At 72.0% G+C, this 18,355-nt stretch carries 13 protein-coding genes; 10 read left to right on the plus strand and 3 right to left on the minus strand.

Translation table 11 applies throughout. The features are described 5' to 3' along the window. Nucleotides 1–218 precede the first annotated feature (218 nt). From glsA to CFP65_RS35140, 5 genes are all read left to right on the plus strand, one after another. Nucleotides 219–1,568 (plus strand): glutaminase A, encoded by a 1,350-nt coding sequence (gene glsA, locus CFP65_RS35115; protein ID WP_371682497.1) that lies wholly within the window; start codon nucleotides 219–221, stop codon nucleotides 1,566–1,568. Nucleotides 1,569–1,694: 126 nt separating this feature from the next. Next, entirely contained in the window at nucleotides 1,695–3,776 is a 2,082-nt protein-coding gene (locus tag CFP65_RS39880) for a DUF11 domain-containing protein (protein ID WP_254553225.1), read from the plus strand. Then, nucleotides 3,773–5,944, plus strand: coding sequence for a DUF11 domain-containing protein (locus CFP65_RS35130; protein ID WP_104821352.1), 2,172 nt, complete (start codon nucleotides 3,773–3,775; stop codon nucleotides 5,942–5,944). Before CFP65_RS39880 ends, CFP65_RS35130 begins: the two co-directional genes overlap by 4 nt. A 157-nt stretch (nucleotides 5,945–6,101) precedes the next feature. After that, on the plus strand, nucleotides 6,102–8,090 hold the full coding sequence (locus tag CFP65_RS35135) for a DUF11 domain-containing protein (RefSeq protein WP_158702516.1): 1,989 nt from the start codon (nucleotides 6,102–6,104) through the stop codon (nucleotides 8,088–8,090). 247 nt (nucleotides 8,091–8,337) lie between these two features. After that, on the plus strand, nucleotides 8,338–9,039 hold the full coding sequence (locus CFP65_RS35140) for a hypothetical protein (RefSeq protein WP_158702517.1): 702 nt from the start codon (nucleotides 8,338–8,340) through the stop codon (nucleotides 9,037–9,039). A 101-nt stretch (nucleotides 9,040–9,140) separates the two neighbouring features. Here the strand turns inward: CFP65_RS35140 and CFP65_RS35145 are convergent, their stop codons facing one another. Beyond that, complete coding sequence (locus CFP65_RS35145; protein WP_104819966.1) at nucleotides 9,141–9,458, minus strand: hypothetical protein; 318 nt, start codon at nucleotides 9,456–9,458, stop codon at nucleotides 9,141–9,143. Nucleotides 9,459–9,783: 325 nt separating this feature from the next. Between CFP65_RS35145 and CFP65_RS35150 the strand changes: the two genes are divergently transcribed. Next, nucleotides 9,784–11,613 carry a 1-deoxy-D-xylulose-5-phosphate synthase gene (locus CFP65_RS35150; RefSeq protein WP_217368215.1) on the plus strand — a complete coding sequence of 610 codons (1,830 nt, stop codon included), beginning with the start codon at nucleotides 9,784–9,786 and terminating at the stop codon, nucleotides 11,611–11,613. A 15-nt stretch (nucleotides 11,614–11,628) separates the two neighbouring features. Here CFP65_RS35150 and ispG read toward each other — a convergent pair whose 3' ends face one another. Together ispG and ispH are read right to left on the minus strand one after the other, a co-directional pair. Then, complete coding sequence (ispG, locus tag CFP65_RS35155; RefSeq protein WP_104819967.1) at nucleotides 11,629–12,783, minus strand: flavodoxin-dependent (E)-4-hydroxy-3-methylbut-2-enyl-diphosphate synthase; 1,155 nt, start codon at nucleotides 12,781–12,783, stop codon at nucleotides 11,629–11,631. Between the two features lie 46 nt (nucleotides 12,784–12,829). Next, nucleotides 12,830–13,795 carry a 4-hydroxy-3-methylbut-2-enyl diphosphate reductase gene (ispH, locus tag CFP65_RS35160; protein WP_254552729.1) on the minus strand — a complete coding sequence of 322 codons (966 nt, stop codon included), beginning with the start codon at nucleotides 13,793–13,795 and terminating at the stop codon, nucleotides 12,830–12,832. 186 nt (nucleotides 13,796–13,981) lie between these two features. Here ispH and CFP65_RS35165 point away from each other — a divergent pair, with 186 nt between their 5' ends. From CFP65_RS35165 to CFP65_RS35175, 4 genes are all read left to right on the plus strand, one after another. Continuing rightward, nucleotides 13,982–15,358, plus strand: coding sequence for a hypothetical protein (locus tag CFP65_RS35165; RefSeq protein WP_158702518.1), 1,377 nt, complete (start codon nucleotides 13,982–13,984; stop codon nucleotides 15,356–15,358). Between the two features lie 175 nt (nucleotides 15,359–15,533). Continuing rightward, entirely contained in the window at nucleotides 15,534–17,396 is a 1,863-nt protein-coding gene (locus tag CFP65_RS35170; protein WP_104819970.1) for an FAD-dependent oxidoreductase, read from the plus strand. Nucleotides 17,397–17,739: 343 nt separating this feature from the next. Then, nucleotides 17,740–17,979, plus strand: a complete 240-nt coding sequence (locus tag CFP65_RS39455; protein WP_158702519.1) for a hypothetical protein — start codon at nucleotides 17,740–17,742, stop codon at nucleotides 17,977–17,979. After that, nucleotides 17,976–18,344, plus strand: a complete 369-nt coding sequence (locus tag CFP65_RS35175) for a hypothetical protein (RefSeq protein WP_104819971.1) — start codon at nucleotides 17,976–17,978, stop codon at nucleotides 18,342–18,344. The genes CFP65_RS39455 and CFP65_RS35175 overlap by 4 nt, the downstream gene beginning before the upstream one ends. Nucleotides 18,345–18,355 lie beyond the last annotated feature (11 nt).

Below are 18,355 nucleotides of genomic sequence, written 5' to 3' on the forward strand. Positions count from 1 at the left end.
CGTCCGTCAGAGCAGGCCGGCCCCGACGGCGGACCGGCGCCGCCGAGGTCCGGGGTACGGAGCGGAACTCGGCGAGTGCGTCGTTTCCTCCTCACGGCGTAGCGGTGAGCCCCGACGCCACCTGTTCGGTCCCCTCGGGCGGTGGCCGGGTGCCGAGCATGCCTACGGTCGGAGTCCGATGGGTCGGGGCGGTTCGGCGACGGAGGAGGATAGTCCGGATGGTCATGGATCCGGTGACGCAGTCGCTCACCGAGCTGCACCGGCGCGTGAGCGCCCTCCGGGGCGGCGAGGTCGCCGCGTACATCCCCAAGCTGGCCCAGGCTGACCCGGAGGACTTCGGCATCGCCCTCACCAGTATGGCGGGCCGGACCTACCAGGTGGGCAAGTCCGAGACCCGCTTCACCATCCAGTCGGTCTCCAAGCCCTTCGTCTACGCCTTGGCGCTGACGGACCTGGGGCCCGACGAGGTGCTCAAGCGCGTCGGTGCCGAGCCGAGCGGCGAGGCCTTCAACGCGATCAGTCTCGAGCCCGGCACCGGCCGCCCGGCCAATCCGATGGTCAACGCCGGGGCGATCGCCACCACCGCGCTGGTCAGGGCGGGGAGTCCGGCGGAGCGGTCCCGCCGCATCCTCGACTGGCTGTCCGCCTTCGCCGGTCGCCGGCTCGACCACGACGAGGAGGTCTACGCCTCCGAATCCGCGAGCGGTGACCGCAACCGGGCGCTGGCCTACCTGATGCGCTCGGCGGGCTCGCTGGAGGACGACCCGCACGAGGTGACCGACACCTACTTCCGTCAGTGCGCCGTCCGGGTCACGGCGGCGGATCTGTCGATCATGGCCGCCACGCTCGCGAAGGGGGGTCTGAACCCGGTCACCGGGCAGCGTGTCGTCGCCAAGGACGTCGCGGTGCGGACCTTGGCGGTCATGGCCACCTGCGGGATGTACAACGGCGCCGGCCAGTGGCTGCTGAACGTCGGCCTGCCGGCCAAGAGCGGTGTGGCCGGCGGTCTGATCGCGGCCAGCCCGGGGCGGTTCGGGGTGGCGCTCTACAGCCCTCCGCTGGACGCCGAGGGCAACTCCGTGCGCGGGGTCGCGGCGCTCACCGAGATGTCGGAACGGTTTGCCCTGCACCTCATGCACGTCCCGGTGCACCTGACCTCCACCGTCACCGAGACCGTCACGGCCGCGCGATCCTCGCGGGCCCGCTCGGCCGCGGAGACGGAGGCCCTGGAGCAGGACGACCGGCGGATCGTCGTCATCGGGGCCCAGGGCGAGCTGGAGTTCACCGAGACCGAGCAGTTCCTGACCGAGGTGATGAGCGTGCTGCCCACGGCTCCCGGCGGGCTGGTCCTCGATCTCACCGCCGTCACCGGCATCAGCCCGGGTCCGGCGACCATGCTCGCCGCTGCCGTGGCGAACCTCGAGCAGCGCGGGCTGCTGGTCGCCGTCGCCGTCCAGCAGCCGTTCCTCGACCGGGCGGAGTGCCGCCCGGGCGCCTGGACCACCACCCGGGACGCAGCCGTGGCCTGGTGCGAGGACCGGCTCCTGGAGAGGGGCGCACCCCGATGAGTGGAGTCCGGTGAGGCCACCACCGCCTGGAGATGACGAGTGAAGGCAGGCACCAAGGCGTACGCCTCCCGGAGGCCCGATCAGCCGACGAGGGGCCACCGGTTCGCAATGGCGGTGACGCCCGTGATGTCGGCCTTCGTGTTGGTCGGAGTCTGCGCCACCCCTGGCGGGTCGGCGGGGCTGAAGACGGTCGGCTGTGCGGAGGGTGGCACGAGTGCGGCCGTACACCTGCGATGCCAGGCTCCGCCGGGCGTGCCGCGCGCGGACGGGAGAGCGGCCCGAGGATCGCAGCAGGCCGAGACCACGGCCGGCACCGTCGATGCACGCTCGGACCTGCAGGCGCTGGGCCGCATCCGGTCCAGTCGGGTCGCCCCGGGGGAGACCTTCCGGTACACGATCACGGTGTTCAACCGCGGTCCCTCGGCGGCGAGGGACGTGGTGGTGACCGACCGCCTCCCCAAGGCACTGTCCTTCGTGTCCTCCGCCGACGGGTGCACGGCCGACGGGCAGAAGGTCACCTGCGGGCCGCTTCCGCTCCTCGCCCCGCTCGTCACCGCCTCCTGGGTCATCCTCGTCCGGCTGGACCCGGCCTACGGCGGCACCGGGTCGGACATCGCCAACCAGGCCACCGTGGTCTCGGCGACCGCCGATCCCGTCCTCGCGGACAACACCGGCCCTCATCCGGGCGCCGGCCTGCCGGACGGGACGGCAACGGCGCCGCTCGCAGACCTGGCGATCACCAAGAAACCGGCGGGGACCACCCCGGTGGCTCCCGGTGACACCTTCGGATACCTGATCAGCGTGGCCAACCACGGCCCGTCGACGGCGGAGACGGTGGCGGTGACCGACCGGCTGCCGGCCATGCTGAGCTTCGTCTCCTCCCCGGGCGGGTGCACCGGCCCGACGGACAGCTTCGGCGCGACGGTCACCTGCCCGACCGTCGACAGCCTCGGGCCGGCCGACTCGAAGACCTATCCCGTCACCGTGCGCCTCGATCCCGCCTACGACGGGGACGGGTCGGACGTCGTCAACCGGGCGACGGTGAGTTCGGCGACGGCCGACCCGGTGCAGGGCAACAACACCGCCACGGTCACCGGCCTGCCCAATCCCGACTCGGCCGTCCACCCGGCCGCTCCGTCCGCAGACCTGAGCATCGCCGCCGCCGACGCCGCAGCGGTCCAGCCGGGCGGACGGACCACCGCCCTCTTCACGGTCGCCAACCACGGACCCTCCACCAGGAGGAAGCCCGCCACCGTCACCATCACGATGCCCGAACACATCACCGTCCCGGGCTCGGGCCTCCCACCGGGGTGCGCTGCATCCGACGGTGGCCGGCAGTTGCAGTGCGTCCTCGACCCGGGCGCGCTCTCCGTCAGCTTCCCGGTGCTCGTCTCACCGTCAGCACCGCCGGACAGCACACTCCGTGGCGGCAGCGCCGTGGTCCGGAGTCCGGAGGACGGCAACTCGGCCAACGACTCCGCCACCTGGGCGATCTCCACCCTGGCCGGGAGCGCCGACCTGGAGACCACCAAGCGAGCGGTCCTCCCGGCCGGGAGGACCGCAGTCGCGCCCGGAGACGTGTTCACCTACCGCGTCACCGCGACCAACCACGGCCCGTCCGACGCGCGCGCCGTGAGGATCACCGACCCCCTCCCCGGCCCGCTGGCCCTCGTCTCGTCCACGGCCGGCTGCACTTCGACCGGCCGCACCGTCACCTGTCGCCCCGCCGGGGACCTGGCCGCAGGCGAAACAGTCCGGTTCGACCTCACCGTCAGACTCGCGGCGGACTTCCGCGGCACCGGAACGGATGTGGACAACATCGCCACCGCGATCTCGGACACCCCCGACCCCGTACGGGACAACAACTCCAACCGATCGGGCACCACCGGACCCGACGGTGGGCCGCTACCGGTGACGATCCCGCCGACGCCCACCCCCACCCCCACCCCCACGCCGACGCCCACGCCCACGCCGACGCCCACGCCGACGCCGAGCCCGCCGAAGCCCACGGCCCCACCCACCAGCGCGAGCGCCGCACCCTCCCCGCCGTACTTCCCCGACACGGGGGAGCTACCGGTGACCGGTGCCGAGCTGCCCGGCTGGCTCCCCACCACCATGGCCGGCTGCCTCCTCAGCGGAGCAGCGGGCGTACTGCTGGCCCGCCGGCTGGGCAGGCCCGCCCGCGGCCGCCACCGGGCCGGATCATGAGCCGGCCACGCCGCGCCTGGGCCCGGAACCTCCGAGAGCCCGCCGCAGCGCGTCCCGGCCCCGGCCGACCGGGTCAGCTCCGTTCCGTCGCCGCCGTCCTGCTGGCCGTGCTGGCCGTCCTGGCCCTGGTCACCTCCTCCGCCACCGGTGCCGCGCCCCGGACCCGTATACGCTCGCCGCACGGCGGAGCGGCCCACCGCGGCACCGTCACGTTCCCCGTGCACGAGACCTTCGACTCCGCCACCAACAGCGGGAAGACCTCCGGCGCGGTGACGTTCGACAGCGGCTGGATGCGGCTGACCAGGGCCTCCGCCAGTCAGACCGGCTCCTGGGTGATGACGGACGGCTTCCCGGCGGACCTGGGCATCATCGCCGAGTTCCAGTACGCCACCTGGGGCGGCACCAGCTTCGACGGCAAGCGCGGCGACGGGATGGCCTTCTTCCTCGCCGACGGCAGTGCCGTGAACGGTGTGGGTGCCCTCGGCGGAGCCCTGGGCTACGCGTGCAGCGGGAGCTCGACCACGTGCACCACCAACGGTGTCCCCGGGGCGTTCCTGGGCGTCGGTCTGGACGAGTTCGGCAACTTCTCCTCCTCCACCATCGGCAACGGCGGACCGGGATCGGCCGCGAACACCATCGTGTTGCGCGGCGGCGGCGACAAGACGACCGGATACCGCTACGGCAAGGGCGTCGCGGGCCCCGGCGGGTCCGTCGAGACGGGCAGCCGGGACAAGCTGCGCACGATCCGGATCTCCATCCGGCCCAGCGGCGGCAAGGTGCTGTTCTCGCTCTGGTCGGACAGCGGGCCGGGCACCTCCCTCACCCAGCTGATCACCGACTTCGACGTCACGACGATCACCAGCCAGCCGAAGCTGCCCGCCACGCTCAAGGTCGGTTTCTCCGCCGGGACGGGTGGGGCGACCAACAACCACGAGATCGCGGACCTCACGATCAACGTCCCGGCCAACCTGTCCGTCACCATGGCCGGTTCACCCGCCACCGTCCGAGCCGGCGCCGACCCGGTGACGTACACGGTCACCGTGTCCAACGACGCCACCAACGACGTCACGGGCGCACTCGTCCGGGTGACCGTACCGGCACTGACGGGCGTGACCTGGAGGTGCACCGCGTCCACGGGGAGCTCCTGCGCAGCGGCGTCCGGCAGCGGAGCGCCCGACACCACCGCCAACCTGAAACGCAGCGGCACCGCGACGTACACCGTCACGGGGACCGCCCCACCCTCACCGACCACGATCACCGCCACGGCGACGGTCACCGCGCCGGCCGACCGTGTCGATACGAACTCGGCCGACAACTCCGCCACGGCCGTCACCCGGGTCACGGCGGGCCCCGCCGACATCGCGACCGCCAAGGTGAGCCTCGGCCAAGGGCCGGTGATCCCGGGACAGACCTTCGCCTACCGGATCACCACCAGCAACCTCGGGCCGGCCGACACCACCAACGTCACCATGACGGACCTGCTACCGAGCCCGCTCCTCCACGTCTCCTCCTCGCCGACCTGCGCCGTGAGCGGCCGGACGGTCACCTGCGGCCCCGTCGCGTCCTTGAAGGTGGCGGAGGCAGCGTCCTGGACGGTCACGGTGCGCCTCGATCCGGCCTACACCGGCAACGGCGGCGACGTACTGAACACCGCGACCTCGAGCTCGGACGCGGTCGACCCCGCGCCGGGCAACAACACCAGCGCGGCGGTCGGGCCACCCGGTGGCACGGCGGCGGCCCAGGCCGACCTCTCCGCGGCGAAGAAGACGGCCACGAGCACGCCGGTAGGCCCTGGGGAGACCTTCGCCTACCAGGTGGCCGTCTCCAACGCGGGCCCCTCCCAGGCGGCGAACGTCAAGGCGACCGACGCCCTTCCGGCGATGCTGTCGTTCGTCTCCTCCACGGACGGCTGTAGTGCCACGGGCTCCTCCGTGACCTGTGCCGCCACCGACCCGCTCGCTCCGGGCGCGGCCAAGACCTGGGCGTTCACCGTGCGACTCGACCCCGCCTACCAGGGAGACGGCTCGGACATCCGCAACACGGCGACGGCGGTGTCGACCACCCAGGACCCCGACCCCGCGAACAACACGAGCCCGCCCGCCGGACCGCCCGGCGGCACCGTCAGCTCATCGCAGGCCGACCTGGGTGTCGGAAAGACCATCCCCTGACCCCGGCCGGCACCGGTGCTCCCCGGTCCGACCGTCACCTCCGCTCCTCCGGCCGAGGGCTGTCCCGACAACGAAGCAGGAACCGATGCGCACGATGAGAACCTCCGGTCGGCGGTGGCCGACACGCCGTCTGGCAGCAGGCACGCTGGCGGCGGTGATGTCCCTGTGGCCGGCCGCCCCGGCTGTCGCGGCCCTGCCCGCGGTGGCGCCGGGTGAGACCTTCACCTACACGCTGAGCTCAAGGAACGCCGGCCCGTCGGTGGCCCGGAACGTCATGGTGCACGACACCCTGCCGGCCGGCATCACCTTCGTCTCCTCCGATGACGGGTGCACCGCCGTCGGCCAGAAGGTGTCCTGCGGGCCGGTGGACCTCGCGGTCGGCGTGACCAAGAGCTGGAGCATCCTGGTCAGGCTGAGCCCCTCCTACGAGGGCGACGGTTCGGACCTGGGGAACGTCGCCAGCACGAACTCGGATGCCAACGACCCGGCGCAGGCGAACAACACCAATCCGCCCGTACGGCCGGACGGCCCTTTCGACCGCAAGTCGGACCTGTCCACCACCAAGACCGGGGTGGGGACCGGGCCCGTGGTTGCCGGACAGCAGTTCGAGTACCTGATCACCACCAAGAACAGCGGCCCGTCCGACGCTCCCAACGCGATGGCCACCGACAAGCTGCCTGCCGCCATCTCCTTCGTCTCCTCGGCGGACGGCTGCACGGCCACCGGCCAGACGGTGACCTGCGGGCCCGTCAAGACGCTCGCGGCCGGCAGCTCCACCTCGTGGAAGATCAAGGTCCAACTGGCGTCCTCCTACCGGGGCGACGGCACCGACCTGAAGAACACGGCAACCTCCAAGTCCGACGCCGCCGACCCCGACCCCTCGAACAACACCAGCAAGCCCGCCGACCCGCCGGGAGGACTGTCCGGCCCCGAGGCCGACCTGTCGGTGGTCAAGAAGGCGGCGACCGACACCCCGGTCGCCCCCGGCGAGACCTTCGACTACCGGATCACGACCACCAACCGCGGCCCGTCGGATGCCACCGTCGTCACCGCGACCGACAAGCTGCCCGCGATGCTCGGCTTCGTGTCCTCGCCCGACGGCTGCACGGCCGCCGGAGCGACCGTCACCTGCGGTCCGCAGCCGAGCCTCGGCGCGGGCGACTCCCTCACCTGGACCATCAAGGTCAAGATCGCCCCCGGTTACCGGGGAGACGGCTCGGACATCCTCAACACGGCCACGGTGGGCTCGGCCACCAAGGATCCCGTCCCCGCGAACAACACCAGCGCCGCGGCCGGCCCTCCTGGCGCCAAGGTCAACCCGCCGACCGCGGACCTGGGGATCACCAAGAAGGCGGTGGGCACCACGCCACCGACACCGGGCGCGACCTTCGACTACCTCATCACGATCGTCAACAACGGTCCCTCCGCCGACGCCTACAACGTGACCCTTGCCGACAAGCTGCCCGTGGAACTGCGGTACGTGTCCTCCACCCCGGCCGGCTGCACCGAGACCGGCTCCGTCGTCTCCTGTACCCGGTCCACGCCGCTGAAGGTCGGGGAGAGCGAGCAGTACGTCCTCACCGTCAGGCTCGACGCGGCCTACCGGGGAGACGGCAAGAACCTGAAGAACTCGGCCAAGGTGACCGCCGACAACATCGACCCCAGGACCGACAACGACACCTCCACCGCCGACCTGCCCGGCGGTGGAGCAGGCACCCCCAGCGCCGACGTCTCCACCGCCAAGGAGACCGTCACCACCACCCCGGTCGCACCCGGTGAGACCTTCCAGTACGCGGTGACCGCGACCGACAACGGACCCTCCGACGCGCTCAACGTCGTCCTGCGGGACACCCTCCCCGCACAGTTGGCGTTCGTCTCCTCCGACGACGGCTGCACCGCCGTCGGCAAGGCCGTCACCTGCGGGCCTGCTGCCATCGCCTCCGGCACCTCCCACCGCTGGGTGTTCACCGTCCAGCTGGACCCCGCCTACGTCGGCAACGGCTCCGACATCCGCAACATCGCCACCGCGACCTCCGACACCCAGGATCCCAACCCGGACAACAACACCAGCAACCCCGCCGGCCCGCCCGGGAACCTCGTCAAGACTCCCGAGGCCGACCTGGTGATCGACAAGAAGCCCTCCTGAAACCGATCACGACCAGGAGGCGGGCAGACAGCGCCCGTGGACGGGACACATCGTCCTGGCGAGCGGGCGCCGACCACTCGGCATTCCCGGCCGGTCATCCGTTCGATGCCGTCCTGGTGCGTCGACCCCGGAGGTCCGGGACGCTCGGAGGTGGAGAAACCACTCTCCGTACACGCTCGACGAGCGTCACCCTGCAACGAGACGGATTCCCTCCATGACGCCCCCTTCTCGCAAGCCCAGCGTCCGCGTGGCCCTGGCACTCGCGGTCGCGACCGCCGTCACGGTCACGGCCGCCGGCCCGGCCTCGGCTCTCGCGCACCCGGGCGCCCACGGTGCCCGCCCCAGCTTCAGTGCCCCGGCCGCCGGTGGCGCTTCGGCGCCTGCGCAGCGCGCACTGCCCTCCTGCTCCATCCCGGTCATCGGCCCGCTCTTCGAATCCTCCGCCACCGCGTTCGAGGGCGTCACCACACCGCTCACCACCCTGCTGGACAGCCTGGCGCGCGACGGGATCCTGTCCCAGCAGGACCGCGGCTACCTGCCGCCGGAAGTGGTCGCCTTCTACGACGGGTTGACCGCGGAGGACAAGCAGATCCTTCAGGAGCTGATCGGCCAGCTGCCCTCGTTCCAGACGGAGGAGCAACTCCTCGAGTACCTCCAGAGTCGGTCGCAGCGTCTCTACGACGGAGCAGTCGGCCTGCGCAATCTGCTGAAAGAGAAGGTGGACCGCCTCGTCCCGGAGGCCAAGGATTTCGTCAACGGTGCGGTGGAGACGATTCGCAGCCTCGTGCCCAAGAGCGGTGAATGCCCGTCCGTACCGGAGCTGGTGAGAAACCTTCGCGAGATCGTCGCCAAGTACCGGGCGCTTTCCGAGGAAGCCCGAGCGAGCCTCCAGGACAACTTCCCGTTCATCGTGGCTCTCATCGGCCAGATCCGGGCCATCCTGTTCTGATCGGGCTCGCCGCAGCCGCGCTCGTCAGCGGGGTCCGCTGGTGATCGCCGGGTGGGGCCGGAAGGTCCTGGCCACAGCGGTCACTCTGCGGGCCCCGCACGCTAGCCGAGGTGGCTCCTGCCGCCGTGTTCCATGACCCGACGTTCGAGGTGGTCCCGGGCCGCCGTGCAGGCGTCGAGCTGGCGGCGGCCGAAGGTGGCGGTCCAACTGGAGCTGGTGGCCCGGTCGGTGACGAGCTCGAGGAATCCGGGGCTCAGGCGGCTCGGCGACCGCCAACGGACACCCCGGATGCTGTCCACCCGGATCTTCTGGTAGGCGTTCTGCGGTTTCCCGCGGCGGACTCGATGGAAGGTGACAGAGAGGTCATCCACGGTGATCAACCACTCCCTGGTCGTCACCTGGAACAGGCCCTGGTTCATATCGGCCCTCTTCAATGTGTCGCAGCAGCGCAATACCCGACGGTGCGCCGTCGGCGTCAGTAGAGCCGAACCGGGCCGGGCAGACAACGGGCGGAGCCGAGAGTTAACTCCAACGGGTGAAGCGGAGTGTCCGTCGGGGCAGGCCACTCGACCCCCGGTCGGCCCATGGCCGTTCAACCGAGTGCTGCGCCGCAACACTGATGCCCACTCAGCTCGTTGCCACCCACCCGGCGGTGACCGACATCATGAACTACCTCTCCGGGGCCCGCTGATCCGCGACCGGACCGGCCGTCCCCTTCCAGCGTTCACGCAGGGAATCACGCCCATGACCTCGAACGACCTGCTCTCCAGGATCACCGGTCCGGCTGACGTACGGAAGGTGCCCGCCGATCAGGTGGGCGCCCTGGCCGCCGAGATCCGACGCCTGCTCATCACCCGGGTCACTGCGGTCGGCGGGCACCTGGGTGCCAGCCTCGGCGTGGTCGAACTGACCATCGCGCTGCACCGGGTGTTCGACTCGCCGAAGGACGTCATCCTGTTCGACACCGGCCACCAGTCGTACGCCCACAAGGCGCTCACCGGCCGGGCGGAGGAGTTCACCACGCTCCGCCAGCGGGGCGGACTCTCGGGGTACCCCAGCCGGTCCGAATCGGCCCACGACTGGATCGAGAACTCCCACGCCTCGACCTCGATCGGCTACGCGGACGGCCTCTGCAAGGCATTCGCCCGCAGCGGCCAGCGCGACCGGCACGTGGTGGCCGTGATCGGGGACGGCGCCCTCGGCGGCGGGGTGGCGCTCGAGGCGTTGAACGGCCTGGCGGCCAACGAGCACCCGGCCGTGGTGGTGCTGAACGACAACGGCCGGTCCTACGATCCGTCGGTGGGCGGGCTGGCGGCCCACCTCGCGGAGCTGCGCACCGGCCGGGCGGACCGGGCCGCGAGCCTGTTCGCCGCCTTCGGGCTGGCCTACACCGGCCCGGTGGACGGGCACGACGTGCGGGCGCTGGAAGCCGTGCTCACCGAGGCCGCGCGGGCTCCGCGCAGCACGCTGGTGCACGTGGTGACCGCCAAGGGCCACGGGTACCCGCCGGCCGAGGCGGACGAGGCCGACCGGATGCACGCCTGCGGGGTCGTCTCGTCCGAGACCGGGCGGGCGCTCAAGCCCTCGGCGCCGTCCTGGACCGACGTGTTCGCGAAGGCCATGGTGGCCCAGGGCGAGCGCCGCCCCGCGCTGGTGGCCGTCACCGCCGCGATGCGGCTGCCGGTGGGCCTGGGCCCGTTCACCGAGCGGTACCCCGGCCGCGTCTTCGACGCCGGCATCGCCGAGCAGTACGCGCTGACCATGGCGGCGGGGCTGGCGACCGCCGGGCTGCAGCCGGTGGTGGCGCTCTACGCGACCTTCCTCAACCGGGCCTTCGACCAGCTGCTGCTCGATGTGGCGCTGCACCGGCTCCCGGTGGTCTTCGCGCTCGATCGCGCGGGGGTCACCGGCCCGGACGGGGCGAGCCATCACGGGTTGTGGGACCTGGCCCTGTTGGCGAGGATACCGGGGCTGCGGGTCGCGGCCCCGCGCGACCCGGCCCGCCTGGAGGAGCTGCTGGACGAGGCGCTGGAGCGCCAGCTCGGGCCCTCCGCCATCCGGTTCCCGCGTTCGACGGCCGGGCGCGACCTGCCGCAGATCAGCTCGATGAGCGGTATGGACATCCTGTGGCGCACCCCGCACGGCCGCCTGGAGGTGCTGCTGGTCGCCGTCGGCCAGACGGCCGGCCTCTGCCTGGAGGCGGCCGACCTGCTCGGTGAGCGCGAGGTGGGCGTCACGGTGGTGGACCCGCGCTGGGTGCTCCCGGTCAACCCCGCCCTGGTGCACCTGGCGGCCCGGCACCGGGTCGTCGTCGTGGTGGAGGACGGGGTGCGCAGCGGCGCGGTCGGATCGGCCGTGGCGGAGGCGGTCGAGGAGGAGGGGGTGCCCACTCCGGTGCACCGGGTGGGCCTGCCGACGGCCTTCCTGGAGCACGGCTCCAGAGAGGAGCTGCTGTCCCGGGCCGGGCTCGACGGTGCGCGGTTGGCGGCCCGGACCCGCGGCTGGCTCGCGGCTGCCCGGGCGGACCGCCGGGAGCTCCGGCGGTCGTCCAGGCAGTCGGCCGCCTGGTCGTGACACCGGGCCCGTCGGTCAGGGGGCGTCCGATCCGTCGGAGGCCCCCTCCGAGAGCAGCAGGGCCTGTTCCAGGAGGGCGTCCACGATCTGCGACTCCGGGACGGTGCGGACGATCTCGCCCTTGACGAAGATCTGGCCCTTGCCGTTGCCGGAGGAGACGCCGATGTCGGCCTCCCGGGCCTCGCCGGGGCCGTTGACGACGCAGCCCATCACCGCGACGCGCAGCGGGTGCGGGAAGCCCTCGAAGGCGGCCTGCACCCGCTCGGTCAGCCGGTAGACGTCGACCTGGGCCCGGCCGCAGGACGGGCAGGAGACGATCTCCAGGTGCCGCTCGCGCAGGCCGAGGGACTGCAGGATGCCGAGACCGGTCTTGACCTCTTCCACCGGCGGTGCGGAGAGCGAGACCCGGATGGTGTCGCCGATCCCTTCGGAGAGCAGCACGCCGAAGGCGACGGCGGATTTGATGGTGCCCTGTTGGAGCGGGCCGGCCTCGGTGACGCCCAGGTGCAGCGGGTAGTCGCAGGAGCGGGCGAGCAGGCGGTAGGCGGAGACCATGGTGACCGGATCGTGGTGCTTGACGGAGATCTTGATGTCCTGGAAGCCGTGTTCCTCGAAGAGCGAGGCCTCCCACAGCGCGGACTCCACCAGTGCCGCGGGCGTGACCCCGCCGTGGCGGGTGAGCATCCGCTCGTCCAGCGAGCCGGCGTTGACACCGATCCGGATCGGGACCCCCGCGGCGCCGGCCGCTCGGGCGATCTCGCGGACCTGGTCGTCGAAGCGCTTGATGTTGCCCGGGTTGACGCGGACGGCGGCACACCCCGCGTCGATCGCCGCGAAGACGTACCGGGGCTGGAAGTGGATGTCGGCGATGACCGGGATCGGCGACTTGGCGGCGATCCGGGCAAGCGCGTCGGCATCGTCCTGGGAGGGCACCGCGACCCGGACGATCTCGCAGCCGGCGGCGGTGAGTTCGGCGATCTGCTGCAGGGTGGCGTCGACATCGGAGGTCAACGTGGTGGTCATCGACTGGACGCTCACCGGGGCCCCGCCGCCGACGCGGACGGAACCGACCTGGATGCCCCTGCTCTGGCGTCGGGAGACGGCCGCGAGGCCGGCGGTCTGCGCGCCCGGTCGGGCGGGGTCGGGCACGGGCAGGGCGACGGACGGCATGGCGACTCCGTTCGGGGATGCGCTCGCAGGAGTCTGCGAGCCGGTTTCAGTGGTTCCTGACCTGCTTGGGGAGGGTGAACCGGATGGTCTCCTCGGTGAGCAGGCGCTCCTCGACGGTGAGGGGGCCGGACTGCTCCAGGTGGCGCAGGACGGCGTCGACCAGGGCGGGCGGGGCCGAGGCGCCGGCCGTCACCCCGACCGTCCGGACGCCGACCAGCCACTGCGGGTCGATGTCCGCCGCCCCGTCCACGAGGTGGGCCGCGACGCCCCCGCGCCGGGCGAGCTCGACCAGGCGCACGGAGTTCGAGGAGTTGGCCGAGCCGATCACGAGCAGCAGTTCGCACTCGGGCAGGACGGCCTTGACGGCGAGTTGACGGTTGGTCGTCGCGTAGCAGATGTCGTCACCGGGCGGATCGACCAGGGTGGGGAAGCGCTCCCGCAGGGCCTCGATCACCTCGGCGGTCTCGTCCGTGGCGAGCGTGGTCTGGGTGAGGTAGGAGACGGTGCCCGCACCGGGAAGCTCCAGGGCCTCCGCCTCCGCGCGGTCCTGGACCAGCACGATCGACCCGGGCGCCTCGCCCAGGGTGCCCTCGACCTCCTCGTGCCCCGCGTGCCCGATCAGCAGGACGGTGTCGCCGCGGGCGACGAACCTGCGGGCCTCGGAGTGCACCTTCGTGACCAGGGGACAGGTGGCGTCGACCACCCGCAGGCCGCGCCGGTCGGCCTCCGCCCGGACGGCGGGGGAGACCCCGTGCGCGGAGAAGACGACCAGGGCGGCGTCGGGGACTTCGTCGAGCTCCTCGACGAAGACGGCGCCGCGCTCGCGGAGGCCGTGCACCACGTGGGTGTTGTGGACGATCTGCTTGCGCACGTAGACGGTCTCGGCCGCCTCGTCCAACAGCCGTTCCACCACCTCGATGGCGCGTTCGACGCCGGCGCAGAACGAACGGGGGGAGGGGAGGAGCACCCGGCGGGGCGCCGGGCCGGCCGGGTCAGTGGGGGCGGTAGCCACGGTGATCTCCCGTCGACCGAGTTAACGGATGGAGGGTTCGCGGGTATGAGAGGAGGAGGCGGAGAGCCCGGATCCATGTAAGTACAGACCGGTGGCGCCGAGGGAGACCGACGGGTGCATCGCCCTGTTGAGCGGCCTGCCACCGTTGAGCGCACACCCGCCACGAGCTGTGAAGGCGAAGAGGGGATGACTGGAACACGGCGCGCGAACCAGCAGTTGAGGGCGCTCCTGGCCGAGGCCCGGTGGAGCGGTGAGGACTTGGCCAGGGCGGTCAACCGGACCGGTGCGGTGGACGGTCACCGGTTCCGGTACGACCGCACGGCGGTGGCGCACTGGCTCGGCGGCTCCAGGCCGGCCGAACCCGTCCCCACCATCGTCGCCGAGGTGCTCTCCCGGGTGCTCGGCCGGGAGATCACCGTCGGCGACACCGGCCTCGGCCGGCCGGCCGGCTCGGCCGCCGCCACCCGCGTAGCGGACCCGTACGAACTCATGGTCAGACTGGCGGCCCTCGGCAACCAGCAGCGGCCGGACCGCCAGCCCGTCTACTCCCTGGTCCGCAGCAGAGTGCCGGTGTTCCCGTCCCAGGGACTGACCGATCCGGGTGCGCCTGCGCCCACCCGGATCGGGACCCCCCACCTGCAGGTGGCCAGGGACCTGTTGGACATCCTGCTCACCTGTGACGAGGAACTCGGGCCCGACCGGGGGCGTCGGATGCTGACCGACTTCCTGGCCACCGTGGCCACCAGCTGGCTCCGGGCGCAGACCCCGCCCGCCCTTCGCTGGGAACTGCTGAGCTGCACCTCACAACTCAGCTATCTCGCAGGCTTCTCCTACTTCGACGCACGGCACGAGGGGATGGCCCAGTCCTACTACAACACCGCGGCACTGCTGGCGGCCGAGGCGGCGGACGCCGGCTCCTACGCCATCGCCCTGCGCGGGCTGAGCGTGCAGGCCCACTACCTGGGCCACCGCAGGCACGCCAGGGAGCTGGCCGAACTGGCCGGCAGTCACGCACGCGGCCTGGCAGCGCGTCAGCTGGCCTTCGTGCACGGTCAGCAGGCGGTGGCTGCGGCCGCCTGTGGGGACAGGAAGAAAGCTTTCTCCCACCTGACCGATGCCCAGGCCCTCCTCGAACGTGCCGAGGAGCTCCCCGGTACCCAGGTCGCCGGCTACCACTGGGCTTCCTACGCGCATCAGGAGGCCGAGACCCTGGTGGCCCTCGGTGACGTACCCGGAGCCGTCCGGTCGCTCGGCCGGTCGGTACGGGAGCGTCCGGCCGCCGAGCGCAGGGCCAGAGCGGTCACGAAGGCCAGGCTCGCCGAACTGCACCTCCAGCGGGGCAGCCTGGACCAGGCGACCGAAGTGTGGCACGAGGTCCTCGACGACTACCCCTTCGTCCGTTCGGGCCGGTTGAGCTCCGCCGTGCACCGGATGCGGACCCGTCTGGCACTCCAGACCAGAGGTCCATCGGTCCGGAATCTGCTGGCCAGAGCGGCCAGCGTCCAGGGCACCGTCCCCCCACAGCGCCCGCCGGGGGAACGCACGGAGGCGAGGAGGAGCTGACGGCCCATCACCTGCGCCGACCGGTCCGACATGCCTGTTCGGCCGATCGGGCGAAGCACTCCACCCAGTCGCCAGGCTTTGGTTCGCATGCGCTTGTGGGTCGTATGAGTGATGATCTGTCGGCCAGGACGGAAGCTGTTCAACGCTGGACGGTTGTCCTGGCACGCTGGCTGGCATGATCTCGAGACGGACGTTCTTCACCGCCACGGGTGCTGCGGCAGCCGTGGCCTCCCTCCCCGCAGGCCCGGCGGCAGCAGCCGGTCCGGCGGCCGACATCGACCCGGACCGCTACGCGGCGGCACTCACGGTGGCTCGGCGGGTGCTGCTCACGGACGAGGCGCACAACGACCTGACGCTCCAGTACCTGAAGATCCTCACCGGGGGCGCTGGGATCGGCCGGGTGGCGCCGCGTGACGTGATCGTGGTCGGTGCCGGGGTATCCGGCATGGTCTGTGCCCGGCTGCTGCTGGCCGCGGGGTACCGGGTGCGGGTCTTGGAGGCCAACCGCAGCCGGGTGGGCGGCCGGGTGAAGACCTTCCGCGGCGACACCTGGCAGGACCAGCGCCTGCGGGCCGAGGCCGGGGCGATGCGCATCCCGTCGAGCCACGTGCTGACGCTCGCCTTGGCGGACCACCTGGGCGTGGCCCGGCGCCCGTTCCACCTGGTCGACGTACCGCCGGACCCGGACCTCAGCTCGGGGGACAGTCAGGTGGTCTACCGCTCCTGGACGGGCGAGACCTTCAGCACCGGCAGCTGCCCGCCGTACACCGCTCCCGCAGGGCTCGGGCAGCGGCTGGTCCACCTGAACGGACAGACCGTCAGCAAGGCGGAGTACGCGGCCGACCCGGGGCCGATGAACAAGTCCTTCGGCTGGGACAGCGCCCAGACCTCCTCCGCCGCCTTCGACCAGGCGCTGGACACCGCCCGGACCTACACCCAGACCAGGAACCCGGACGGGACGTGGACCGACAAGCCCATCGAGGACCGGGTGCAGGGGATGGCCCACCTGCTCAACGACCTGGACGGCTACTCGCTGCTGCGCTACCTCACCGAGGTGGCCCACTGGGGCGACGCCCAGATCCAGGCGGTCGGCACCCTGGAGAACCTGACCAGCCGGCTCTCCTACGGCTTCCTGCACTCCGTGCTGGACGCCGCCGACATCAACCCGGCCGTCACGTACTTCGAATTCTCCGAGGGCACCGACGCGCTCACCACCGCGCTCGCCAAGGGCCTGCCGATCGAGCAGGACCGGGTGGTCACCGACGTGACCGTGGCCGACGGGAAGGTGACGGTGACGGCGGTGCCCGAGACCGGCGCGGAGGACGAGGCGTGCGAGGGCGCCATCGGCGGGGAGGTCCACCAGTACCAGGCGGACGCCGTGGTGTTCGCCGTGCCGTTCGCGACGCTGCGCCACGTGGACTTCGACCCGCTGCTGCCCTACCCGAAGCGCCGGGCGATCAACGAACTCCACCACGACACCGCGCACAAGGTGCTGCTCGAGTTCACCGAGCGCTGGTGGGAGTGGGACGAGGACACCTGGCGCGCCAAGCTCGGCGCCGACTACCGGCCTGCTCCGCACGGCGACGCCCGGCCGGCCGTCGGCGGCGGGTGCGTCAGCGACGAGGCGTGCCGGTTCGTCTACTTCCCCTCCCACCCGAGCGATCAGGGCGCGCCCGGGGGAGTCGTGCTCGCCGCCTACACCTGGGCCGAGGACGCGCAGCGCTTCGACTCCCTCACGCCGGCGGACCGACACACCGAGGCACTGGACCACCTGGCCATCCTGTACGGCGAGCGGATCCGTCGTTTCGCCACCGACCGCTGCGTGTCCCAGTCCTGGCTGCGGAACCGCTGGGCCCTCGGCGAGGCCGTGGTCGAGACCCCGGGGCAGTTGCTGAGCCTGGGGCCGCACGTGGCCACGCCGGTGGACAACCGCCTCTTCTTCGCCGGGGACCACTGCCAACCCCGCTACCACGCCTGGATCGCCGGTGCGGTGGCCTCCGGAGTGGAGGCCGCTTTGCAGGTGAGCTCCGGTGCCTGACACAGGTCCCGGTACCGCACCGGGCCCGACCCCGGCCGCCTCAGCCGACCCGGGATGCCCGGAGGAGACCCCGACTCCGTCGCCGATCACCACCCCGTCCGCGTCCACCACTCCGGGGCCGCCCGCGTCCACGACCCCGGTGCCGACCGGGCCCGCCTCTCCGGCGCCGGTGGTCACGACACCGGCGCCGGTCACTCCGGTGGCACCGGCCCCGGCGGCCGCAGCCGTGCCGAGGCCGTCAGCACCGGTGGCGTCCCCGGCGGCGGCGCCACCGCCGGGGACGCCAGCCGCGGTGGTGCCGCCGCCGGTCCCGCCGCGATCCACGCAGGCACAGCCGCCGCCCGTGGTAGCGACCCCGGCCGCACCAGCTGCCAGCCCGCCGACCGCGATCCTCCCGAGCGTCACGGCCTCGCCCACGGCTGCGGCCACCACGCCGGTGACGGCGGTGGCCACTCCACCGGCCCTGGCCCAGCCGCACGCCGGGTCCGAACTGTCCGTCGTGCTGCTCTCCATCCTGTTGCTCGCCGTCCTCATCCCGGCGGCCATGGCATCCGCCACGTTCAACACCTGGAAGAATTCTTGATCTTCATCATCGCGCCCGTACTCGCCGTGCTCTACAGCGTCGGCCTGCTCGTCCTGGTGGCCCGCGTCCGTCCTGGCGGTGTCGTACCGCATGCCGCCCTGGCCCCTGTCCCGAACCTGCTCGCCGCGGTGGTGGTGCTGCTGTCGAGCTTCGAGGTCGTCACGGGCTGGGCGAACCGCAGCACGTCGAGTCCGCTCCACCCACCGCTGGTCGTCTTCGTCGTGGACGTGGCCGTCGCCGCTTGCCTGCTGGCCTATCCGGCGATCGCCGGTCTGCCGTACTCGCTCCGCAACCGGATCCTGGTGGGCATGTTCGCCATCCCGGTCGGCGCCGTCCTCGCACTCTCCTGGTCGCTGCAGCACTGATCAGGGACGGG

The sequence above is a fragment of the Kitasatospora sp. MMS16-BH015 genome, from assembly GCF_002943525.1.
In the GTDB taxonomy this organism is placed as follows: Bacteria; Actinomycetota; Actinomycetes; order Streptomycetales; family Streptomycetaceae; genus Kitasatospora.